We start from the raw sequence: 22,622 nt of genomic DNA, 5'->3' as shown, positions 1-22,622 counted from the left end.
CGCCGCCCGTCAGTCCCTCCTCCTGCTCCCCGGAGTACGCACCATGAACGTCTCGGTCGTCCTGTTCACCGCGGACCTGCGTCTGCACGACCATCCGCCGCTGCGGGCCGCCCTGGACGACAGCCGCACGGTCGTCCCGCTGTTCGTGCGGGACCCGGCGGTGGACGGCGCCGGGTTCGCCGTGCCCAACCGGCTGGCCTTCCTCGCCGACTGTCTGCGCGACCTCGACACCGGTCTGCGCGAGCGGGGCGGACGGCTGGTCCTGCGCCACGGCGACCTGGTGCGCGAGGTGTGCCGGGTCGCCGCCGAGGCGGACGCCGACGAGGTGCACATGGCGGCCGACGTCAGCGGCCACGCGCGCCGACGGGAGGACCGGCTGCGGCGCGCCCTGGAGGCGGACGGCGTACGGCTGCACGTGCACGACACGGTGACGGTCGCCGTCGCCCCGGGTGCGGTGGTCCCGGCCGCCTCCGACCACTTCGCGGTCTTCACGCCGTACTTCCGGCACTGGTCGCAGCACCCGCTGCGGGAGCCGCTCGGGGCGCCGCGGACGGTACGGGTGCCGGAGGGCGTCGAGTCCGACTCCCTGCCGTCCAGGAGTGACCTGCCGGGACTCTCGGAGGGGCTCGCCGCCGGTGGTGAGGCCGAGGGCCGCGCCCGGCTCGCCGCATGGCTGCGCGCCGGGGTGGCGTCGTACGAGGACGGCCATGACGACCTGGCCGGCGACGTCACCTCCCGGTTCTCGCCGCATCTGCACTTCGGCACGCTCTCCACCGTCGAACTCGTGCACAGGGCCCGCCGAGCGGGCGGACCGGGCGCCGACGCCTTCGTACGGCAGCTCGCCTGGCGCGACTTCCACCGTCAGGTGCTCGCGGCCCGCCCGGACTCGGCGACCGCCGACTACCGCACCCGCCAGGACCGTTGGCGGTCCGGACGACAGGCGAGCGAGGACGTCGAGGCGTGGAAGGAGGGCCGCACCGGCTACCCGATCGTCGACGCCGCGATGCGCCAACTGCGGCACGAGGGCTGGATGCACAACCGGGGACGGCTGCTCACCGCGAGCTTCCTCACCAAGACGCTGTACGTCGACTGGCGTGTCGGCGCCCGGCACTTCCTGGACCTGCTGGTGGACGGTGACATCGCCAACAACCAGCTCAACTGGCAGTGGATGGCCGGCACCGGGACCGACTCGCGGCCCAACCGGGTCCTCAACCCCGTCACCCAGGCCAAGCGGTACGACCCCGACGGCGCGTATGTGCGCCGATGGGTGCCCGAACTGCGGTCGCTGGCAGGGTCGGTGGTGCACGAGCCCTGGAAACTGCGCGGCCTGGACCGGGCCGCCGTCGACTACCCGGACCCGATCGTCGCCCTGTCCGACGGGCTCGACCGCTTCAAGCGGGCCCGAGGTCTTGACTGAGCCACCTCTCCGACCACCGCGGACGACCTCACCGGCCCGCCCTGGGAGCGTCGCCATCGGCCAGTGCCTCCAGGGTGTCCAGGGCATCCTTCAGGGAGGTGGGCCACGGCATCCCCGGGTCGGTCCGGCCGATCCAGCCCGGGCCGCTCGGCAGCACCAGGGGGCTGCGGCGGGCGCCCTTCACCCCCCACCGGGCGCGGGCGACGCGCCGGGCCAGCGGGAGGCTCGCCGTGGAGCGGGCCTGCGCCCACAGGACGACGGCCGCCGGCCCGAGCCGCTCGACCGCCGCGGTCAGCGCCTCCGCGGGGACGGCGGCCCCGAACATCCGGGCGGGCAGGCCCCGTTCACCCAGACCGGCGTGCAGTGCCTCCAGCGCGAGCGTGTGCTGTTCGCCGGGCATACAGGCCAGAACCACCGGACCGGGTCCAGGGCCGCCGCTGCCGAGCGCCGGCGGGGTGAAGCGACGCAGCGCGGTCGACACCTGCCAGGACAGGAGGTGCTCCACCTCGACGTAACGGTCGCCGGACGAGGCCCATTTGCGGCCCACGGCGCGCAGCGTCGGCACCATCACCTCCTCCCAGGCGACCACGAGACCGTGCGCCTCGACCGCCTTGGCCAACTGCCGCTCCACGGAGGGCGCGTCGAGGCGTACGGCGGCGCGGGCGAGCCCTCTGCACTCCCGGCGCACATCGCCCAGCGGAAGCGGGCCCGCCGCGCGGGAGCGGACGCCGGCAGCAGGTCGTGGCGCGTCGGCGGACGCCCGGCTGTCGCCCGGAGCCACGGCCGCCGCCGCCCGCGCGGCGCGAGCCGCCTCCGCGGGCGGTACACCGGCGGACGTGAGCCGGCACATCTCCTCCAGTACGGCCACATCGTGCGGGGCCCATCGGCGGTGCCGGCCGTCGGGGCGGATCGCTGGCCCGATGCCGTAGCGGTGGTCCCAGGAACGCAGCGTGGTGGGTGACACCCCCAGCCGACGGGCCAGCGCCCCGGTGGTGAGACCGGTCGCGACGTCCTGGGGTGCCGGCTCGATCCGGGCCGCCGCGCTGTCGCCCGGAGTGCCGTCCATGGGCCGACTGTACGACGGTCCGCCGCCCATACGACGCAGAATCGATGCGAGTTGCCGCCCTGGGCCCGGGACTCGGAGCATGACGGAACCGACGTACGCCGGATCGAGGCGGTCGGATCGGTCGCGTACGAGGAGTCCCCCATGAACATGCCCGAGTGCGCCGCTCCGGCCGACGCGCCCGCCGCGTCACCGGACGACGAGGAGCTGGTCCGGGGCCTCGTCGCGGGCGACGAGGCATGCCTGGCGGCCGTGTACCGGCGCTGGTCGGCACTGGTGCACAGCTTGGCCTGGCGCTCCCTGGGAGACGTGAAGGAGGCGGAGGACGTCACCCAGCAGGTCTTCCTCGGCGTGTGGAGAGGCCGGCGGGGCTACCGGCCGGAGCGTGGGCCGCTCGCCGGGTGGATCGTGGGTATCGCCAGGCACCGGATCGCCGACGCGCTGGCCGCACGTACCCGCCGCGGCCGGCCGGTCGCCGTGGCGGCCTCCTGGCCGGCGCTCGCCGATCCTGTGGACGACCGGTTGGAGGGTGCCCTCGACCGGATGGTGGTGCGCGCGGAGATCGCCAAACTGGCCTCGGCCCAGCAGCGGGTGCTGCGGCTCGCCTTCTACGAGGACCTCAGCCAGAGCCAGATCGCCGAGCGCACGGGCTGGCCACTGGGCACCGTCAAGAGCCACGCACGACGCGGGCTGTACCGGTTGAAGCGCGAGCTCGAAGTCGCCTTCGACGCGTGACGCGACCCGGACGCGTTGTGACGGCCCGCGCCGCCGGAACCCGGAGGTGGCCCGGCGCGGGGACCGGGTGCCGGGAACAGCGGCGGCCCTGTCCCGTGTTGCGGCAGGCATGACGACGAACACGCCGAGGCCCGAGGTACTGCGCTACACCGCCTTCTCCACCTCACCCGCGGGCGGAAACCCCGCCGGCGTTGTCCTGGACGCCACCGGCCTGGACGACAGCGACATGCTGGCCATCGCCGCCGAACTCGGATACTCGGAGACCGCGTTCCTGACCGCGCCGCCTGACGGCCTCGGCGGCCAGGACAGCAGGGCGTACCGCATCCGCTACTTCAGTCCCCGGGCCGAGGTGCCGTTCTGCGGCCACGCGACCGTCGCGACCGCCATCGCACTCGCCGAGCGACGGGGCCCCGGAGAGCTGGTGTTCGCGACACCCGCCGGCATCGTGCCGGTGGTGGTGGCCGAGGAGGGCGGGACGCTCCGCGCCACACTCACCAGCGTCGAGCCACGGATCGAGGAGATCACCGACACCGACCTCACGGAGGCACTGGCCGCCCTCGACTGGTCCGCCCTCGATCTCGACCCGGGCTTCCCGCCCCGTATCGCCTTCGCCGGCGCCCGCCACCTCGTTCTCGCGGCGGCGACACGGGCCCGCCTCGCGGATCTCGCATACGACTTCGAGCGCCTCGAAACCCTGATGCACCGCCTGGACCTGACCACGACCCAGTTGGTGTGGCGCGAGTCGGCCACCGTCTTCCATGTCCGTGACCCGTTCCCCGTCGGCGGCGTGGTCGAGGATCCGGCCACCGGCGCGGCAGCCGCCGCGTTCGGCGCGTACGCCCGAGAACTCGGCCTGGTCCCCGAGGACACCGTCCTCACCCTGCACCAGGGCGAGGACCTGGGCCGCCCCGGCGAACTCACGGTGACGCTGCGCGCGGGTGACCCGCGCGTCCGGGTCGGCGGCGCGGGAACACGCATCGGCTGAAACGCGGGCCGGGTGACAGGAGTGTCGCTCCTCCACGTGAACCGGATTCGAGCGTTGGCCAAGGTATTCCCCCGGCTCCGCCAAGAACGGTTCAGTGTTTGATCATGATTGGGCAACCCGCACAGAGGTCCGTCGAGTCGGACGTACGTTCCCTTCCGTGAACTCTCAAGCAGCACCCCACACTGCCGTCCACCCGCAGCGGACGGCATCCGTCGCACCGGTCTCCGGCGCGACAGCCCCCGCTCGGCGCTCCCTTCTGCGTGCCGCGCTCACCGGAACCACGGTCCTCGGCGCCGGCCTGGTCATCGGGGCCGAACCCGCGGTCGCCGCCCCCTCCACCGCCGCTCCGCGAAAGCGGCCCACGACTGCCGAGGAGGCCCTGCGGGAGCTGTCCGCGGGCAACCGTCGCTGGCGCACCTTCCGGCAACAGCACCCCGACGAGTCTCCCGCCGTCCGACAGGCGCTGACGACCAGTCAGCACCCCTTCGCGCTGGTGCTCGGCTGCATCGACTCCCGGGTGCCTCCGGAGATGGTCTTCGACCAGGGCCTCGGCGATCTGATGACCATACGCAGCGGGGGTCAGGTCCTTGACGAGGCCGTGCTCGGCAGCCTCGCGTACGGCGTGCTCGAACTGGGGATCCCCCTGCTCATGGTGCTCGGCCACCAGTCGTGCGGGGCGGTGAAGGCCACGGTCCAGGCGGACCAGTCCGGCGAGCGACTGCCCGCCCACATCCAGTATCTGGCCGACCAGATCACCCCGGCCATCGATCGCGGCAAGGAGGGCGACGCGCGCGTCGACGCGACGATCGACGCCAACATACGGCTCATCCGGGCACGGCTCGCAGCGGAGCCCGACCTCGCCGCCAAGGTGGACTCGGGCGCCCTGTCCATCGTCGGCGCACGCTACGAGCTGACCACCCAGCGAGTGCACCGCATCAACTGAGCAAGTAAGCGGGAGCAGTCGGCCTCGGGGGACAGTCCCCCGAGGCCGACTGCGCCGTGGCCCCGCTTCGCCCTTGACCTCGCCGTCCCGTATCTGATCCCGCAGACGGCCTGTAGGGTCCAAGAGAGGGGTGATCATGGCCGATCGTGGCTGGTACGACGACAGTGACCATGACGAGGTGGTCCAACGCGCCGAACGGGCAACGCGGTTCGGCTGGGCAGCGATCGCCGGGAGCGTGGGGGCGCTCGGCTGTGCGGTGCTGGCCCTGGCGGTCGGTCTTGTGGTCGCGGTTCTCGGGTGCCTTTACGTAGTGGTGGCGATCGGGAGGTAGCCGCCGGCCGAGAACGCGATGCACTCCGTGGTGGTGGGGAGCCGGCCCGGTCGCGAGGGGTGCGGACCGGCCGTGGCCGTGTCGGCGACTCGCGAGCAGTGGATCACAAAGCGGCGCAACGACACCCAACGCGGGAGCTGGTGGGGGCTGTCTGCCCGTTCCCGGGATCTAGCCCTCACCGCGCGACCGAACAACTCGCCTACGGGATCAGCTGATGCAGACCAGCCCGAGCAGACAGATCCCTGCGGGCGACGACGAGGACGTGGAAGAGGACGTCGAGGAATCGGACGGCGACGGCGTCGCCGATGATGTGTCCGTGGCCGTGTCTGTACCCGATGCGCTGGTGCTGGTGTCGTCGGTGGCCGGGGGCGTGGGCGTGGGGGAGGGCGTCGTCCCTGTCGCCGCGTCCGTGGTGTCGGACACGGTGGAGGCCGCCGCTGACACGTCCGAGTTCAGCGCCGCGAGGGGACCTGTGACGCTCTTCTGCTGAACCGTCTGCGTCTTCGGCCTGGTGTGAGGCGCGGCGGCGGCCTGTTCGTGCGGCGTGCCGGTCGTGGCGCGCCGGTCGGCGACGGGAGAGGAGGCTTGCCTCGCCCGACGCGAGTCGGTGGGCGTCGAGTAAACCGGAGTGGGGTCCGTGACCTGCCCCTCGGCGGCCCCCATGACCTCCCTGTCCGGTGCGGACGCCGCCTGGGTCCGGTCCGGGGACTGGCGGTTCAGCGAGGCGACCGTCAGGCCTCCGCCGACGAGCGCGACCGCGGTGGCGACCAGTGCCTTGCGCTGCGTCTTCTTCCAGCGTTCCCGCTGCCGGCGCCGCGCCGCCCGGCCCGCAGGCACGGGGGAGGGAGCGTCCGGACCGTCGTACGGGTGCTCCTGCGGCGCCTGACCGAGATCCTCGGCGACGGAGTCCGCCTCGCTCCACAGGTGCGCGGGGGCGGGTGAGGCCGTTACGGCGGACGGTGCGGGCGTTCCGTCGGCGAGAGGAGCGATGTCCGGGGCGTAGGCGCCGCATCCGGGACACATGAGGGCACCGTTGAGATGCCGACGGCACGTGGAGCAGTAGTCCATCTACGGTCTTCCTGTATTCGCTTTCGCACGGGTGAGCGAGCCGTGAGCAAAGGTAGCGATGCTTTCGGCGAGGTATGTGCAGCCTGTGTGACGCTCCTGCGCAGATGTGCCGGGGCGTGACCGCTGTGAGATGCCTCTGAGTGCCTATCCTGCTGTTTTCGCTCATTTGTCGGTGTACGTGCGAACGCGGTCAGTCACCGATACGGACAGGGCGGCGAATCGAAACGTGTCAGCTCACGCCTGCCGCGTCGAGCAAAGTGGTCACGGTGGGGGTGATGAGCCCGGTGAGGTCGTCGGCTCCGATTCCCGCGCGGGCGCTGGCGCCGTCGAAGACCATGCTGAGCTGCCGGGCCAGCAGGTCGGGGTCGTTCGCCCCGCCCTGGTCGGCCTCGGCGCGGAAGAACGCCGTCAGGTTCTCCTTGATCCGGCGGGCCACCCGGCTCGCGGGGTGACTCTCGTCCTTGAGTTCGATCTGGACGGCCAGATACCGGCAGCCGTAGAACTCGGGGGCCCCCGCCTGCGACTCCACCCGCTCGAACACGTACAGGATCCGCTCGCGAGGTGAACGGCCGTCGTCCGCCGCAGGGAGGAGTGTCGCCACATAGGCGGAGGCGCGCTCCTTGAGGCTTGCCGCCAGTAGTTCGTCCTTGCTCTCGAACAACTGGTACAGGGAGCGTTTCGACACACCCGCCGCCTTGCACAGCGCCTCGACGCCGATGCTGACGCCCTCCCGGTAGGTGAGCGTGGCCGCTGCCTCCAGCAGTCGCTCTCTCGTGCTTGCCTTCGCTTCGGTGGTCATATGGCGAGGTTAACCGATGCCGACGAGTTAGAAACTGATCGGTTTCTGACTTGTGGCGGTAAGTGGCCCCGTCTGCGGCGATGAGGGGAACGGAAGGGAATTCGTCGCCGTCGACCGCGCCCGGACTGCTGTTCGGGCAGGGACCGGAACGCCTCGTGCGCGGCGGAGGGAAGAGAAGCCCGTAGGCTGCTCGTTTAGTTGGGAGACTGGCCGCTCGGCTTTACGGAGACCGTATCGCCCGAACCGCCCGTACCCTTCATTAGTGTCTACGGCGTCACATAGCGGGCGCCAAACCACTGGAGGCAACACCCCGTGCTGATTGCTCAGCGTCCGTCCCTGACCGAAGAAGTCGTCGACGAGTTCCGCTCCCGGTTCGTCATCGAGCCGCTGGAGCCGGGCTTCGGCTACACCCTCGGCAACTCTCTGCGCCGCACGCTCCTCTCCTCGATCCCGGGTGCGGCGGTCACGTCCATCCGCGTCGACGGCGTTCTGCACGAGTTCACCACCGTGCCGGGCGTCAAGGAGGACGTCACCGACCTGATCCTCAACATCAAGCAGCTCGTCGTCTCCTCGGAGCAGGACGAGCCGGTCGTGATGTACCTGCGCAAGCAGGGCCCGGGTCTCGTCACCGCCGCCGACATCGCGCCCCCGGCCGGTGTCGAGGTGCACAACCCCGACCTGGTCCTCGCCACGCTCAACGGCAAGGGCAAGCTGGAGATGGAGCTGACCGTCGAGCGCGGTCGCGGCTACGTCTCCGCTGTCCAGAACAAGCAGATCGGTCAGGAGATCGGGCGCATCCCGGTCGACTCGATCTACTCGCCGGTCCTCAAGGTCACGTACAAGGTCGAGGCCACGCGTGTCGAGCAGCGCACCGACTTCGACAAGCTGATCGTCGACATCGAGACCAAGCAGGCCATGCGTCCCCGTGACGCCATGGCGTCGGCCGGCAAGACGCTGGTCGAGCTGTTCGGGCTCGCTCGTGAGCTCAACATCGACGCCGAGGGCATCGACATGGGTCCGTCCCCGACGGACGCCGCCCTCGCCGCCGATCTGGTGCTGCCGATCGAGGAGCTCGACCTCACGGTCCGCTCGTACAACTGCCTCAAGCGTGAGGGCGTCCACTCCGTGGGCGAACTCGTCGCCCGCTCCGAGGCCGACCTGCTGGACATCCGCAACTTCGGTGCGAAGTCCATCGACGAGGTCAAGGCGAAGCTGGCCGACATGGGCCTGGCCCTGAAGGACAGCCCTCCCGGATTCAACCCGACCGCGGCTGTTGACGCCTTCGGTGCGGACAACGACGCGGACGGCGGATTCGTCGAGACCGAGCAGTACTGAAGGCTGCGCTCCGACAACCGGCGCCCCGGTCCTGACCAGGGCGCTCGGATCGGCGCGGATCTTTCATGAGGGGCACCCCGGGACGGACCGGGGTGCCCCTTCGCACGAACGGCAGTCCCCGACGAGCATGGTCTCGTCGGGGACTGCCGTTCGTCTTCGGCAGGTGGAGGGCGGCACCGCGTCTGATTGAGCGCGCGTTGCCCGGGAAAGCGGGTTGCCTGGGAACTTGAGCGACGTGCTTCGGACCGGAGGCACGCCTGGGGGAGCCACTGTGGCTGCTCCTTCGTGTGTCGAGGTCTGCCGGCTCCGCCGGTGAGTGATGCCGCCCCGGCGGGAGACACCCGCCGATGCCCGGCCTGTGCACACCCGGGTCGCGTCGACACGCCCTGGTGACCAGGAAGCGCTGGTCGGCCATCGCCGCGCCGACACCCACGCTCCGAGGAGGGCACGTGACAACATCCCGGTTGTACGGACGGCTCCGGGCCGCCGGGCCCGATTCCCGCCGTTCCGCCGAGAAGCAGACCCTGACCGCCGCAGGACGGGCGGGCTTCTCCGCGCGAGGTGTGGTGTACGTCCTCATCGGAGCACTGGCCGTCCGGATCGCCTTCGGCGGTGGCGAGGAGTCGGCGGACCGCCAGGGCGCGCTGTCCCAGATCGCGGAGCAGCCCTTCGGGAAGGTGATGCTCTGGGCGCTGGTCGTCGGGTTCGGCTGCATGGCGTTGTGGCGGGGTGCCGGCGCGGTTCTCGGCCGGGGGGCTCGGCGCAAGGCGGGCTCGCGGATCCTCGACGGAGGGCGGGCGCTCTTCTACGCCGCCGTCTGCTGGGCCACCGCCGTGTACGCGGCCGGAGGCGGCCAGGGCTCCAGCGGGAACGCCCAGTCCCAGGACTGGACGGCCTCGGCGCTGGGACTGCCCCACGGCCGGGTTCTGGTCGGCGCCGCGGGCTGCGTTCTGATCGGCGTCGGCGTGGTCCTGGCCGTCCGGGCGGCCATGCGGCGCTTCCTGCGGCAGCTCGACACGGGCGCCATGAGCCACCGTACGAAGCAGGTCGTCACCGGTCTGGGGGTGGGCGGAGGTGTGGCACGTGGTGCGGTCTTCGCCGCGGCCGGGGTCTTCGTCCTGGTGGCGGCCGTCCGCTTCGACCCGCACGAGGCCAAGGGGATGGACGCGACGCTGCGCAGTTTCACGCAGACACCGGCGGGGCCGTGGCTGCTGGTCGCCGTGGCGATCGGGCTGGTTCTCTTCGGAGTCTTCTCTTTCGCCTCGGCGCGGTGGCGTCGGCTGTAGGGCGGCGCACCGACTCGATCGAGTGGCTCGCGTGCCTACCCGAGATCCGGAGTGGACGCAACCGCTGGCGGTGGCAGGGCGGGAGCAAGGGATCTACCGTGAAAGCAGGAAGCAGATCCCAGGAGCGCGTCATGATCATCCTCGGACTCGTCATTCTCGTCGCCGCGGTGGTCGTCGGTGTCGTCGGCGTTGTGTCCAACAGCGGCGGTGCCCACGATCTCACCGGCGGATTCTCCGCCTTCGGAGTCGACATCACCGGCTCCACCGGCACCCTCTTCCTCTGCGGGATCGTCGTAGGGGCAGCGGGTCTGCTCGGGCTGAGCCTGCTCCTCGCCGGTGCGAGCCGGGGATCGCGGCGCGGCGGCACCGGACGGCACAGCGTCAAACGGTCCAGGCGCTCGACAGCCGTACCCGAGGACGAGCGGGACGCCCTGATCGAGGATCGTGGCTCCTCCCGCTCGTCCGGCTCCTCCCACGAGCGGTCGGCCCGGCTGGACCGAGAGGACGAAGATCCCGGCGGACCGGCCGAACGCCCCCGCGGGAGACACCACTGGTTCCATCATCGGGCCGCTCACTGACGACCCGGGCCCGCCGCCCGGCGACCTGCCGCGCACCTCACGCACGGTCTGGGACCCCCGACCGCTCATAATCGGGGGTTTTCGCATGTGCGGATCCGGGCCCTCAGCACCGGCCCCCGAGAACCTCGCACAAGCGGGTGTGCAACAAAACGCGCCCCCCACCGCATCGATGTATACGGGGGAGCAAGTTCCTCCACGAGAGGAGAGCACACAGTGACCGTGGGACGAAGGATCGCAGGACAGTTGGCGGGGGTGGGGGCGATCACGATGGTGATCAGCGGAACCGCGACCGCCGAACCGGCGGGGGGAGGCACCTGGACGGAGACGTCCACGGGCCAGGTCTCGGTGATGACCGTGGCCCAGCCGAGCGCGACGAAGACCTGGGCCGCCGGAGCCGAGATCGTGGGGGACCCGGAGAGCGGCTTCTTCCGGTTCACGCCCGCCATGTACGAACGTGACCTCGCCCGAGGCGGGGCGTGGAAGCGGACGGCGCTCCGGGGCGCCGACGCGTGGGACAGCCGAATCAACGACATCAGCACCGCCGCCGACGGCTCGGCGTTCTTCGTCGGTGACCAGGGACAGGACGGCCAGGGCGTCCTGGTCGGGCGCTACGTGGGGGGCGCCTGGCAGCTGACTCCCGGCACACTGCCTTCCGGGACGGTGGAAGGCAGTCTGCTGTCGGTGAGTTCGGTCTCGGGCAAGGACGCCTGGGCGGTGGGCCAGGGCTACACGGAGGACACCTTCACCCAGATCCCGGTCGTCCAGCACTGGGACGGCCGTCGGTGGAAGTCCGTAGAGATTCCAGGGTCGGCGAACTGGGGCCTGAACCAGGTCGTCGAGCTGGCACCGAACGACGTGTGGACGGTCGGAGTGGACTACGACACCGGTCAGTCCGTCGCCGTGCACTGGGACGGCCGCCGGTGGACGCGGACGCCCACCCCCGCGTTCCCCGACTCGGCGGTCCTCTTCGACATCGCCGCCCGCAGCTCGACGGACATCTGGGCCGTGGGCTGGTCCCGCGACACCGACAAGCAGCGTCCGGCGGGGATGGCCCTGCACTGGGACGGCAAGTCGTGGAAGCAGGTGCCGCTGCCCGCGGGCACCTTCTCACTGCAGGCGGTGACACTGCGGCCGAACGGCGGGCTCGCCGTCGTGGGCGGGAACGACGACGCGGCCGTCGGCCTGACCTGGACGTCCGCCGAGGGCTGGCGGTCGCTCGGACTGCCCGGGAGCGACCCTCAACTGCCCCTCGGCGTCAGCTCGGTGGTGGCCAACGGCACCCGCCTGACCGTCGGCGGCTGGCACTACCGGTCCAGCGGCGACGGCGACACCTTCAGGAGCGGCGCCATCCTCACCAGGTAGGGGGCCTCACCCAGAGGGTTCCTCCCGCAGGGGGCGTTCACGCCGTCCCGTCACGGCGGCAGTGCAGGAAGAGATGGGGCTCGGGCCCGGCGGCGGGGTGATCGGGGGTGAAGACGGTGCTGTGGCGGGACAGCACCGTCAGCCCCGCCGCGCTCACCATGCCGATGAAGTCCTCCTCGGAGAAGCTCGTCGCACGGACCGGCTCGCCCATGAACACGAACTCCATGTCCTCCACGTCCGCGGGCACGGTGGCCACCACCAGATGGCCGCCGGGCCGCAGCGCGAGGGCCAGGCGCCGGGTCAGGGCGGCCTGCTCGGCGCGGGTCATCTGCAGCAGTGAGAAGAAGACGCACACGCCGTCGAGCGAGTCGGCCTGAAGGGGCAGCTCCCGGATGTCGCCGCAGCGGAACTCGGCTCCGGGGACCTGACGGACGGCGAGTTCGACCATGACGGGGGAGACGTCGACCCCGAGCACCGTGTGCCCTGCCGCGACCAGCGCCGCCGCGGTGGGCTGCCCGGTACCGCTGCCCACGTCCAGCGTGCTCGCGCCAGGAGGCAGCCGCTCGAGCAGCCAGTCGAGCGCGGCCACATGCGCGGGGGCATGGGCGAACGCCTTCTCGTACTCGGGGCCCAGCGCGTCGAACAGCACGGCAGCGGGCGGCCGTTGGTCCTCGTGCCTCACGTCGGTGTCCCTTCGCTCGCCGGTCTGCATCGTCGCACCCGTCGCCCCTGGGCCACAACGGTCGACCGATGGGCGTCCGGACGGGCCGGGCAGGGAAGAATGGGGGCCGTAACCCACGGTCGGACCCTTGCGGAGGAGCGGGAAATGCAGGACGCGCGAGCGGGACAGGTCGCCGAACCCCAGGACCTCATCGATGTGGCCCGCCTGGTCACGGCGTACTACGCGCTGCACCCCGACCCGGCCGAACCCGGCCAGCGGGTGGCCTTCGGCACCTCGGGACACCGTGGCTCGGCCCTCGCGACGGCGTTCAACGAGGACCACATCGCGGCCACCAGCCAGGCCATCTGCGAGTACCGGGCCGCCCGGGGCACCGACGGTCCCCTCTTCCTCGGCGCCGACACACACGCCCTGTCCGAACCCGCGCGGATCACGGCACTGGAGGTGTTCGCCGCCAACGACGTGACCGTCCTCATCGACCGGACCGACGGCTACACGCCCACCCCGGCGGTCTCGCACGCCATCCTCGCCCACAACCGCGGCCGCACCTCCGGCCTCGCCGACGGCGTGGTGGTCACCCCCTCGCACAACCCGCCCGCCGACGGCGGCTTCAAGTACAACCCGCCGAGCGGCGGCCCCGCCGGATCCGAGGCGACCTCCTGGATCCAGGACCGCGCCAACGAGATCATCACCGGTGGCCTGAAGGACGTACGGCGCATCCCCTACACCCGCGCCCTCGCCGCACCCGGCACCGGGCGGCACGACTTCCTCGGCGCCTATGTGGCCGACCTGCCGAACGTGCTGGACCTGGAGGCGATCCGGTCCGCCGGTGTGCGCATCGGCGCCGATCCGCTGGGCGGCGCCTCTGTCGCGTACTGGGGGCGTATCGCCGAACAGCACCGGCTCGACCTGACGGTGGTCAACCCGCTCGCCGACCCCACCTGGCGTTTCATGACGCTGGACTGGGACGGCAAAATCCGTATGGACTGCTCCTCGCCGTACGCCATGGCCTCGCTCATCGAGCAGCGCGACCGGTTCGACATCGCCACCGGCAACGACGCCGACGCCGACCGGCACGGCATCGTCACGCCGGACGGGGGGCTGATGAACCCCAACCACTATCTGGCCGTGGCGATCTCCTACCTGTTCTCGCACCGGGAGCAGTGGCCGGCGGGGGCCGGGATCGGCAAGACGCTGGTGTCGTCCAGCATGATCGACCGGGTCGCGGCGGATGTAGGCAGGCAGCTGGTCGAGGTCCCGGTCGGATTCAAGTGGTTCGTGGACGGCCTGTCCGACGGAACGCTCGGGTTCGGCGGCGAGGAGTCGGCGGGCGCCTCCTTCCTGCGCCGGGACGGCTCGGTGTGGACCACCGACAAGGACGGCATCACCCTGGCCCTGCTCGCCTCCGAGATCACCGCGGTCACGGGCAGGACCCCGTCGCAGCACTACGCGCAGCTCACCGACCGCTTCGGCGCCCCCGCCTACGCGCGCATCGACGCCCCGGCCTCCCGCGAGGAGAAGGCCCTGCTCGCCAGGCTGTCCCCGGGCCAGGTCACCGCCGACACCCTCGCCGGCGAGCCGGTCACCAAGGTGCTCACCGAGGCCCCCGGCAACGGCGCCGCCCTCGGCGGCATCAAGGTCGCCACCGAGAACGCCTGGTTCGCGGCCCGTCCCTCCGGCACCGAGGACGTCTACAAGATCTACGCGGAGTCCTTCCTCGGCGCGGACCATCTGCACCGGATCCAGGAGGAGGCGCGGTCCGTCGTACTCACCGCCCTGGGCACCTGACACGGACCTGACCCCGCTACGGCACTCAGCGCCGCCCGGGCCGCCTCCGGGCACGGCCCGGCGGCCGGTGAACTCCGGACCGGACCGAACCCGATGTACCGCCTGCCGCGTGTGCGTGCACCCCGTCGGACGACGGCCCGCCCCACACGCGGCACGGCACTTTGACGTCTCTTGGGACGGCCGAGGTGCATGGAGTGCGGTCATCGGGCAAGGTGCGAGGAGTGACACGTGTGGGAATCATCGTCCTGACCTGGGCCGCAGCCATCGCCGCGGTCGTGGCTTCGCTCCTCGTCTCGCCCGTCTGGCTGTTCGCCGCTCTTCCACTCGCGCTCGTGAGTCTGCTGGGCACCTGGGACCTGCTGCAGCGCCGGCACTCCGTGCTGCGCAACTATCCCGTCCTGGGGCACGCCCGCTTCCTGCTGGAGCGGATACGTCCCGAACTCCAGCAGTACTTCATCGAGCGGAACTACGACGGGCGGCCCTTCGACCGGGACGTGCGCAGCATCGTCTACGAGCGCGCCAAGGGGACCGACGCGGAGGAGCCGTTCGGCACCGAACGGGACGTGTACCTGCCCGGCTACGAGTTCCTCGTCCCCTCCATGGCACCCCGCGCGGTGCCGAAGACACCACCGCGGGTGCGCATCGGCGGTCCCGACTGTGCCCGCCCGTACGACATGGCGCTGCTGAACGTGTCGGCGATGAGTTTCGGCTCGCTGTCGGCCAACGCGATCCTCGCGCTCAACGGGGGCGCCGCGGCCGGCGGCTTCGCCCACGACACCGGTGAGGGCGGCCTGTCGGAGTACCACCTGCGTCCGGGCGGCGACCTCGTCTGGGAGATCGGCACCGGCTACTTCGGCTGTCGCACGGGCGACGGTGATTTCGACTCCGGGGAGTTCGCGGACAAGGCGGCGCACGATCACGTCAAGTGCGTGTCCCTGAAACTCTCCCAGGGAGCCAAGCCCGGAATCGGTGGTGTGCTGCCCGGAGCCAAGGTCAACGCGGAGATCGCCCGGGTCCGGGATGTGCCGCAAGGACGGACGGTCGCCTCACCGCCGTACCACCGGGTGTTCTCGACCCCGCGAGAACTCGTCCGTTTCATCGCCCGGATGCGGGAGCTGTCCGGCAGGAAGCCGGCCGGCTTCAAGCTCTGCGTGGGCTCGCGGCAGCAGTTCCTCGCCGTGTGCAAGGCCATGCTGGACGAGGGAACGGCACCCGACTTCATCGTGGTGGACGGAGCCGAGGGCGGGACCGGTGCCGCGCCGCTGGAGTTCGCCGACCATGTGGGTACCCCCCTCACGGAGGGGCTGCTCACGGTGCACAACGCGCTCGTCGGCACCGGTCTGCGTGATCGGGTCAGGATCGGTGCGAGTGGCAAGATCGCCACCGGTACCGAGCTGGTCAAACGCATGGTGCAGGGCGCCGACTACGGCAACGCCGCTCGGGCGATGATGTTCGCCGTCGGCTGCATCCAGGCGCAGCGGTGCCACACCAACACCTGCCCCACGGGTGTCACGACCCAGGACCCCCGCCGGACCCGCGCCCTCGACGTCCGGGACAAGACGCCGCGCGTGCAGCGCTTCCAGGAGGCGACCGTGGCCGGCGCACTGCAGATCATGGCGTCCATGGGCGTCACCGACCCCGCCCAGTTGCGCCCGCACATGCTCCACCGGCGCATCGACCCCTGCGCCGAGCGTTCCTACGAGGAGTTGTACGAGTGGCTCGAGCCGGGCCAGTTGCTCGCCGAGCCGCCGGCCTCGTGGGCGGCCGACTGGCAGGCCGCCGACCCCGACCGTTTCACCGTCTGACCTTGTGACCTTGTGACTTGTGACCTGGAGGATCCCGTGGCCCGTACCGTTGCCCGCCTCATCGTCGACGCACTGAGCGAACTCGGCGTGCGTCAGGTCTTCGGCGTCGTGGGAGACGCGCTCAATCCCCTGACGGACGCCCTCCGCACCACGGAGGGCCTCGAATGGGTGGGATGCCGGCACGAGGAGGCAGCGGCGTTCGCCGCCAGTGCCCAGTCGCAGCTCACCGGAACCCTCGGCGTGTGCATGGGCACGGTCGGACCCGGTTCCGTCCACCTCCTCAACGGGCTGTACGACGCGGCCAAGAGCCACGCCCCGGTGCTGGCGATCGCCGGTCAGGTGCCGCTCGCCGAGCTCGGCAGCGACTACTTCCAGGAGGTCGACAACGACGCGCTCTTCAGCGACGTGGCCGTCTTCAGCGCGACCATCACCTCACCCGACCAGCTGCCGCGGCTGCTGGAGACGGCCGTGCGCACCGCACTGGGCCGCAAGGGCGTCGCCGTCCTCACCGTGCCGGGGGACCTGGGCGATCAGAAACTGACCGCCGACCGGCCGGCCCGGTTCTCCCTGAACCCTCCGGTCAGCCGACCTGACGACTCCGCCGTCCGCCGCGCGGCGGAACTCCTCGACCGCGCCGAAAACGTCACCCTGCTCGTCGGGGAAGGCGCCCGGGCGGCTCGCGAGGACGTCCTCGTCCTCGCCGACCGGCTGGCGGCACCGATGGTGCTCACCCTGAAGGCCAAGGCGGGCTTCGAGGGCCCGGCCAATCCCTTCCAGGTCGGCCAGACGGGCCTGATCGGCAACCCGGCCGCCGCGGCGGCCCTCCAGGACGCCGACACCCTTCTGCTGCTCGGTACCGACTTCCCTTACCGAGACTGGTATCCAGAGGGCCGTACGGTCATCCAGGTGGACACCGAGGCCACCCATATCGGGCGCCGGGTACCGGTGGACGTCGGGCTGGTGGGCGACACCGGCGCCACCGTACGCGACCTCCTCGGCCACCTCGCCGACCGGCCCGAGGGGACCCGTGACCGCTCCCACCTCGACAAGGCCCGCGCACACTTCGACCAGTGGCGCGAAGGCCAGGCCCGGCTCGCCGATCCCGCGCACGACAAGGGGATCGTGGGCCGCCTCCGTTCCGCGCTGGACAACCGCTCCCACGACATCCGGCCCGAGGCACTGGCCGCCGTCGTGGACCGGGTAGCGGCCGACGACGCCGTCTTCACCTCCGACACGGGAATGGCCACGGTGTGGCTCTCGCGCTTCGTCGAGATGCGCGGGGAGCGGCGCCTGCTCGGTTCCTTCAATCTCGGCTCGATGGCCAACGCGATGCCTCAGGCCCTGGGAGCCCAGTGCCTCGACCGGGACCGCCAGGTCGTCGCCTTCTGCGGGGACGGTGGGCTGAGCATGCTGCTCGGTGATCTCATGACCTTGAAGACCCACCGCCTTCCCGTCAAGCTCGTCGTCTTCGACAACCGGCGACTGGGCATGGTCAAACTCGAACAGGAGCAGGTCGGGATGCCGGAGTTCGGCACCGTCCTCGACAATCCCGACTTCGCCGCCGTGGCCGAAGCCATGGGCATCACCGGTATCCGGGTGACGGACCCCGCCGACCTCGAAGACGCCGTGCGGCGGGCGTTCCACACCGCGGGCCCCGTCCTGCTGGACGTCCTCACCAACCCCGACGAGATCGCCGTACCCGCCAAGCCGACGGTGGAACAGGGCTGGGGTTTCGCGGTGGCCAAGGTGAAGGAGGTCGTACGGAGCCACGGCGACACGAGTGATCACTGATAGACCGCGAAGCCGAGAAAGTTCGGAGGAACATCCGAGGAATGTATGTCGGCGGTCGGGGTACACGCGTCCGAGCCGGACGATGAACCGGCGACGACGAGACCGATCGACCGGGAGGGGCACATCATGACGACGACCGCGCGGACCACCGAACAGAGGGTGGACGTTCCGGAGATCGCGGACCCTTCCAAGGTCGCGCCCAAGGACGCGCGTGAACTGTCGAAGCTGTTCTTCGACCGGCTCACGGTGCTGGAGGAGGGCACGCCGGAGTTCCAGTACGCGCGCAACACGCTGATCGAGATGAACATGTCGCTGGTCCGTTACGCGGCCGGCCGGTTCCGCAGCCGTGGTCCGGAGGAGATGGAGGACGTCGTCCAGGTCGGCATGATCGGCCTGATCAAGGCGATCGACCGGTTCGAACTGACCCGTGAGGTGGAGTTCGCCTCCTTCGCCGTCCCGTACATCGTCGGCGAGATCAAGCGGTTCTTCCGCGACACCACCTGGGCCGTGCACGTGCCCCGACGGCTGCAGGAGGCTCGCGTCCAACTGGCGCGCGCCAACGAGGAACTGCACGGCAGGCTGGGCCGGACGCCGACGACCAGTGAGCTGTCCGAGCTGATGAGCCTGCCGGAGGACGAGGTCGTCGAGGCCCAGCTGGCCTCCAACGGCTACAAGTCGGCTTCCCTCGACGCGGCGATCGGCGGCAGTGAGGACGGCGAGGCCGCGCTGGCGGACTTCATCGGCGACGAGGACGCGGCCCTCGAACTGGTCGAGGACTTCCACGCCCTCGCCCCCATGCTCGCCGAACTGGACGTGCGTGAGCGGCAGATCATCCACTGGCGCTTCGTCGACGAACTCACCCAGGCCCAGATCGGCGAACGCCTCGGTGTCTCCCAGATGCACGTCTCGCGGCTGATCACCCGCCTCCTGACCCGGCTGCGCGCGGGCATGCTCACCACCCAGTGACATCACCCGAGTGACATCCGGCGGCCTGTGCGGGGGGAGTGAGGGATCACTCCCCCCGCACAGGCTTCGCCAGCTCCGCGTTGAACTGGGCGCCGACCAGAAGTGCCAGGTTGGACAGCCACAGCCAGACCAGGAAGACCACGATGCCGGCCAGCGACCCGTACAGACGGTCGTAGGTGCTGACGTGCGCCGTGTAGACGGCGAAGCCGACAGAGACGGCCAGCAGGAGTACGACCGCCAGCGCGCCGCCGGGCGCCATCCGGTGGACGGGGCGGGTGCGTGCCGGGCCCGAACGGTACAGGACGAGCACCAGGGCGACGGCGACCACGGCGATGACCGGCCACCGCACGGCGTTCCAGGCGAACTGGGTGCTGGTGCCGAGATCCAGCGCTCTGCCCAGACGCCGGGTGAGGTTGCCGGTGAGCAGCAGCGCGAGGGTCGAGGTGAGGAACAGGGTGATCAGGACCAGCGCCGTGCCGATGATGCGCGGAGCGGTGCGCCAGACCGGGCGGTCGGCGTCGACGCGATGCATCGAGTAGATCGCCCGGCGGAAGACGCTCAGATAGCTGCAGCCCGACCACAGCGCTCCCGTTCCCGCGACGAAGATCAGCGTCCACGCCGTCGACGACTGCTCGGCCATCTGTCGCAGGGTGCCGCGCAGCAGCTCGCGTGACGCGGCCGGGGCGGCCTGTGTCATACGGTCGATGACCTCGGGTTTGGCCGTGGGCATGGTCAGACCGAGGATCGAGAGGATCACCAGCAGCAGGGGGAACAGGGCCAGAACCGCGTAATAGGTCAACGCGGCGGCCCAGTCCGTGACGTCCTCGTTCCAGACGGTCACCGGCGTCCGGCGCAGCGCCGCCCGCCATCGCTCGCAGATGTGCTTCACCTTTGCCTTTTTCAAGAGCATCACCAGTGCTCGTGCTGGTGCCCCGGCTTTCCCTTTATAAACAGGGTGCAGTCGGTGAATGGCGGCGGAATTGCAGGGCACACGGCAATGTAGGAGGTTGATAAAAATGGTTCCCCTGCTGATTGTTCTGCTTCTCGCCCTGCTGCTCTTCGGTGCCGGATTCGCCGTCAAGATTCTCTGGTGGGTCGCCGTCATCGTGCTTGTGGTGTGGCTTCTCGGCTTCGTGATGCGTTCCACCTCTGCCGGCGGCAGCCGAGGCCGCTGGTACCGCTGGTGACCTGACCAGCACGCACGCGTTCGTTCCGGGGCCCGGCCGTCACGACGGCCGGGCCCCTTCGTGTTTTCGGAGGGGGCGAGGTGGAGACATGGGGAAGGTCGTACCGCCTGTGCGTATCGCGAACAGTGGCAGGGGTAGGCGTCTTCGTAGTCGGGGGCGGGACGGGCACGCACGAGGGAATCCGTGCGACCTCCTGCCGTGTACCCGTCCCCGGCGTGTTTCCGTCCACCACGATTTCCGTATCCGGCGGTTTCCGGGCCGCGGCGCCTGAGTTCAGAGAAAGCGCCGGATCGGGGTGACAGCGGTTTCCCTGACGCGTTGGAGCGGCGTCCGCCGCCTCCAACGAGTGAGATCGATGTCCACGCTGCGTGCGAGGTCCGCGTCGTAGTCCCGTTCGAGCGAGGCGGTGAACTCCTCGTCCAGGACGGCGAGCATCACCTCTTCGTCGTGGTCCATCGACCGACGGTTGAAATTGGTGGAGCCGATGAGGGCGGCGACCGAGTCCACGGTGATGATCTTGGCGTGCATCATGGTCGGCTGGAACTGACGGATGTGTACACCGGCCTCCAGCAGACGGGTGTAGTGGTGTTGACCGGCGAGCTGACAGGCCCGCTGGTCGGTGTGAGGGCCGGGCAACAGGATCTCGACGCGCACGCCGCGACGAGCGGTTTCGCACAGCAGGTCGATGAAGTAGGTGTCCGGAGCGAAATAGGCGGTGGCCAGCCGGAAGCTTTCCTCGGCGGAGCTGAGCATGACCCGGACGAGGGTCTGCATGTCCTGCCAGCCGATACTCGCGGAGCCGCGAACGACCTGCACCACCGACGAGCCTGTCTGCGGGTGTTCCGTGAAGCGGTCGCGGTCGTCGAAGAGTTCGTCGTGGCACTCCGCCCAGTTCTGCGCGAACGCCGCGGCGATACCGTCGATGGCGGGACCGCGCACCTGGACATGGGTGTCCCGCCATTCGGCGGGGCCGCGCGCGTCACCGCACCACTCCTCCGCGATGCCCACACCCCCGGTGAAGGCGGTGTGCTCGTCGACGACGAGGACCTTGCGGTGGCAGCGGTGATTCTGTTTGAACGGCGACAGCCAGGCGGGTTTGCGGAACCAGGCCACCTCCACTCCGGCGGAGGTCATGAGGTCCAGCAGCTCCCGCTCGATCTCCTTCGCGCCGAAGCCGTCCAGCAGCAGCCGCACCCGTACCCCCGCGCGGGCGCGGTCGGCCAGGGCGGCGGCGAAGTCGTGAGCGATCTGGCCCCGCCAGTACACGAACGTCATCAGGTCGATGGTGTGCCGAGCCTCTCGGATCGCCCCGAGCATCGCGGGGAAGATCTCGTCGCCGTTGCGCAGGGGTACCAGTTCGTTGCCTTCGGTGGCGGCCACGCCGATCAGCCGCTCCAGGCGACGGCGCAGGCGCAGCTTGCGCGCTTCCGCGTCAGGTGCCGTCTTGTGAGCAGGGGGTGCAGGTATACCGCCGAGTGTCACGCCGAAACTCCCACCGGACTATGAGGACGGAACGTCACGGGCTGTTGGACGAGCCCGCACAACCACGTTCCCGGTCGGCGCCGCGGCACTCCCCCGGAAGGCATGGAGGCGTGGGCGACGCACGGTCAACCACGCTCGGCGATCTCGCCCGCGATTTCCACGGCGATCTCGATGGCCCGTGCCGCTAGCGGGGAGTGGGTGCGATGCGCCTGCCACAGCAGGAAGATCTCGCGCGGCGGCGGTGCCGGCTGGAGTTCGTGGACGCACAGCGAGGCGTCGGAGCCGACGTCGGCGCTGTGGACGGCGAGTCGAGGCAGGATCGCCGAACCCATGCCGGCGCGCACCATCGACAGCACGGTCTCGTTGCCCGCCGTGCGGCACACGATGTGCGGCCGTACGCCACGGCGGGCGAGCGCCTGTTCCATCCGGGCCTGGTCGCAGATCGCCGGGTGAGCCACCATGGGCGCACCGTCGAGTCGGGCCAGGCGTACGGGGCCGTCGGGAAAGGTGCCGCGGCGGGCCACCAGCAGGTAGGGATCGTCGAGCAGTTTGCGGTGTTCGACGTCGCCGTCGACACGGCCGTCGAAGAACGTCAGGTCGAGCTCATGGACTTGGGGCTGGTCCGTCTCCTCCTCGAACAGCCTGATGTCGCAGTCGGGGTGCTCGTCCCGGAGCCCGCGTACGAGCAGCGGAAGGATCACGTTGGACACGCTCTGGAAGGTACCGATGTCGACCCGGCCGTCACCGGCCTTGAACCGGTCCACGGCTGCCGACAACGCCTGGGACTTCGCGAGCAGATCGCGTCCGTGGGCCAGTACGACCGTGCCGAGCGGTGTGATCCGCACCGGTTTGGGGCCGCCGGGCCGGTCGAACACGGCGCCGCCGACGGCCTTCTCCAGAGCCGCGATCTGCTGACTGACCGTCGACTGGGTGTACCCGAGTCGAGCGGCGGCCCGCCCGAACGACCCCTCGTCGGCCACCGCCGCCATCGTGGCGAGATGCCGCAGCTCCACCTCGGACAT

At 70.5% G+C, this 22,622-nt stretch carries 21 protein-coding genes; 14 read left to right on the top strand and 7 right to left on the bottom strand.

Annotated features, from left to right (window positions below):
• Positions 1 to 43 precede the first annotated feature (43 nt).
• Positions 44 to 1,417 carry a deoxyribodipyrimidine photo-lyase gene (locus tag PV734_RS20335; protein ID WP_319094594.1) on the top strand — a complete coding sequence of 458 codons (1,374 nt, stop codon included), beginning with the start codon at positions 44 to 46 and terminating at the stop codon, positions 1,415 to 1,417.
• A 28-nt stretch (positions 1,418 to 1,445) separates the two neighbouring features.
• Here PV734_RS20335 and PV734_RS20330 read toward each other — a convergent pair whose 3' ends face one another.
• Positions 1,446 to 2,483: a MerR family transcriptional regulator gene (locus PV734_RS20330; RefSeq protein WP_319094373.1), complete on the bottom strand. Its 1,038-nt coding sequence runs from the start codon at positions 2,481 to 2,483 to the stop codon at positions 1,446 to 1,448.
• A 141-nt stretch (positions 2,484 to 2,624) separates the two neighbouring features.
• On the opposite strand from PV734_RS20330, the gene PV734_RS20325 reads away from it, so the two are divergent.
• The 4 genes from PV734_RS20325 (at position 2,625) to PV734_RS20310 (ending at position 5,474) form a co-directional block, all read left to right on the top strand.
• On the top strand, positions 2,625 to 3,215 hold the full coding sequence (locus PV734_RS20325) for a sigma-70 family RNA polymerase sigma factor (protein WP_319094372.1): 591 nt from the start codon (positions 2,625 to 2,627) through the stop codon (positions 3,213 to 3,215).
• Positions 3,216 to 3,324: 109 nt separating this feature from the next.
• Positions 3,325 to 4,200, top strand: coding sequence for a PhzF family phenazine biosynthesis isomerase (locus PV734_RS20320; protein ID WP_319290698.1), 876 nt, complete (start codon positions 3,325 to 3,327; stop codon positions 4,198 to 4,200).
• Between the two features lie 157 nt (positions 4,201 to 4,357).
• Positions 4,358 to 5,143, top strand: coding sequence for a carbonic anhydrase (locus PV734_RS20315; protein ID WP_319094370.1), 786 nt, complete (start codon positions 4,358 to 4,360; stop codon positions 5,141 to 5,143).
• Between the two features lie 136 nt (positions 5,144 to 5,279).
• Positions 5,280 to 5,474 (top strand): hypothetical protein, encoded by a 195-nt coding sequence (locus PV734_RS20310; RefSeq protein WP_319094369.1) that lies wholly within the window; start codon positions 5,280 to 5,282, stop codon positions 5,472 to 5,474.
• Positions 5,475 to 5,681: 207 nt separating this feature from the next.
• Here PV734_RS20310 and PV734_RS20305 read toward each other — a convergent pair whose 3' ends face one another.
• Both PV734_RS20305 and PV734_RS20300 read right to left on the bottom strand, forming a co-directional pair.
• Complete coding sequence (locus PV734_RS20305; RefSeq protein ID WP_319094368.1) at positions 5,682 to 6,497, bottom strand: hypothetical protein; 816 nt, start codon at positions 6,495 to 6,497, stop codon at positions 5,682 to 5,684.
• A gap of 274 nt (positions 6,498 to 6,771) precedes the next feature.
• Complete coding sequence (locus PV734_RS20300) at positions 6,772 to 7,341, bottom strand: TetR/AcrR family transcriptional regulator (RefSeq protein WP_319290696.1); 570 nt, start codon at positions 7,339 to 7,341, stop codon at positions 6,772 to 6,774.
• Between the two features lie 312 nt (positions 7,342 to 7,653).
• On the opposite strand from PV734_RS20300, the gene PV734_RS20295 reads away from it, so the two are divergent.
• From PV734_RS20295 to PV734_RS20280, 4 genes are all read left to right on the top strand, one after another.
• Complete coding sequence (locus PV734_RS20295) at positions 7,654 to 8,676, top strand: DNA-directed RNA polymerase subunit alpha (RefSeq protein ID WP_006373391.1); 1,023 nt, start codon at positions 7,654 to 7,656, stop codon at positions 8,674 to 8,676.
• 449 nt (positions 8,677 to 9,125) lie between these two features.
• Positions 9,126 to 9,962: a DUF1206 domain-containing protein gene (locus tag PV734_RS20290; protein WP_319094366.1), complete on the top strand. Its 837-nt coding sequence runs from the start codon at positions 9,126 to 9,128 to the stop codon at positions 9,960 to 9,962.
• Positions 9,963 to 10,093: 131 nt separating this feature from the next.
• Entirely contained in the window at positions 10,094 to 10,540 is a 447-nt protein-coding gene (locus tag PV734_RS20285) for a hypothetical protein (RefSeq protein WP_319290694.1), read from the top strand.
• 213 nt (positions 10,541 to 10,753) lie between these two features.
• Positions 10,754 to 11,902, top strand: a complete 1,149-nt coding sequence (locus PV734_RS20280; protein WP_319290692.1) for a hypothetical protein — start codon at positions 10,754 to 10,756, stop codon at positions 11,900 to 11,902.
• Positions 11,903 to 11,939: 37 nt separating this feature from the next.
• Here the strand turns inward: PV734_RS20280 and PV734_RS20275 are convergent, their stop codons facing one another.
• Positions 11,940 to 12,584 carry a class I SAM-dependent methyltransferase gene (locus PV734_RS20275; RefSeq protein WP_319290690.1) on the bottom strand — a complete coding sequence of 215 codons (645 nt, stop codon included), beginning with the start codon at positions 12,582 to 12,584 and terminating at the stop codon, positions 11,940 to 11,942.
• A gap of 144 nt (positions 12,585 to 12,728) precedes the next feature.
• On the opposite strand from PV734_RS20275, the gene pgm reads away from it, so the two are divergent.
• The 4 genes from pgm to PV734_RS20255 all read left to right on the top strand — a co-directional run bounded on the left by pgm (position 12,729) and on the right by PV734_RS20255 (position 18,931).
• On the top strand, positions 12,729 to 14,369 hold the full coding sequence (gene pgm, locus PV734_RS20270) for a phosphoglucomutase (alpha-D-glucose-1,6-bisphosphate-dependent) (protein ID WP_319094362.1): 1,641 nt from the start codon (positions 12,729 to 12,731) through the stop codon (positions 14,367 to 14,369).
• Positions 14,370 to 14,605: 236 nt separating this feature from the next.
• Positions 14,606 to 16,174, top strand: a complete 1,569-nt coding sequence (locus PV734_RS20265) for an FMN-binding glutamate synthase family protein (protein WP_415924239.1) — start codon at positions 14,606 to 14,608, stop codon at positions 16,172 to 16,174.
• Positions 16,175 to 16,210: 36 nt separating this feature from the next.
• Entirely contained in the window at positions 16,211 to 17,965 is a 1,755-nt protein-coding gene (locus tag PV734_RS20260; protein ID WP_319094360.1) for a thiamine pyrophosphate-dependent enzyme, read from the top strand.
• A gap of 123 nt (positions 17,966 to 18,088) precedes the next feature.
• Positions 18,089 to 18,931 carry an RNA polymerase sigma factor SigF gene (locus PV734_RS20255; protein WP_415924238.1) on the top strand — a complete coding sequence of 281 codons (843 nt, stop codon included), beginning with the start codon at positions 18,089 to 18,091 and terminating at the stop codon, positions 18,929 to 18,931.
• A gap of 46 nt (positions 18,932 to 18,977) precedes the next feature.
• On the opposite strand, the gene PV734_RS20250 is transcribed toward PV734_RS20255, so the two are convergent.
• Entirely contained in the window at positions 18,978 to 19,835 is an 858-nt protein-coding gene (locus tag PV734_RS20250) for a YihY/virulence factor BrkB family protein (RefSeq protein ID WP_319094358.1), read from the bottom strand.
• 112 nt (positions 19,836 to 19,947) lie between these two features.
• Between PV734_RS20250 and PV734_RS20245 the strand changes: the two genes are divergently transcribed.
• Positions 19,948 to 20,118, top strand: a complete 171-nt coding sequence (locus PV734_RS20245; protein ID WP_319094357.1) for a hydrophobic protein — start codon at positions 19,948 to 19,950, stop codon at positions 20,116 to 20,118.
• Positions 20,119 to 20,391: 273 nt separating this feature from the next.
• Here the strand turns inward: PV734_RS20245 and PV734_RS20240 are convergent, their stop codons facing one another.
• Together PV734_RS20240 and PV734_RS20235 are read right to left on the bottom strand one after the other, a co-directional pair.
• On the bottom strand, positions 20,392 to 21,600 hold the full coding sequence (locus PV734_RS20240) for a phospholipase D-like domain-containing protein (RefSeq protein WP_319094356.1): 1,209 nt from the start codon (positions 21,598 to 21,600) through the stop codon (positions 20,392 to 20,394).
• Positions 21,601 to 21,725: 125 nt separating this feature from the next.
• Positions 21,726 to 22,622, bottom strand: coding sequence for a LysR family transcriptional regulator (locus tag PV734_RS20235; RefSeq protein WP_319094355.1), 897 nt, complete (start codon positions 22,620 to 22,622; stop codon positions 21,726 to 21,728).

Source organism: Streptomyces sp. AK08-02, assembly GCF_033795085.1.
GTDB classification, from domain to species: domain Bacteria; phylum Actinomycetota; class Actinomycetes; order Streptomycetales; family Streptomycetaceae; genus Streptomyces; species Streptomyces echiniscabiei.
Note: the sequence above shows the minus strand (reverse complement) of the source record. Positions and strands in the feature narration are given on the sequence as shown.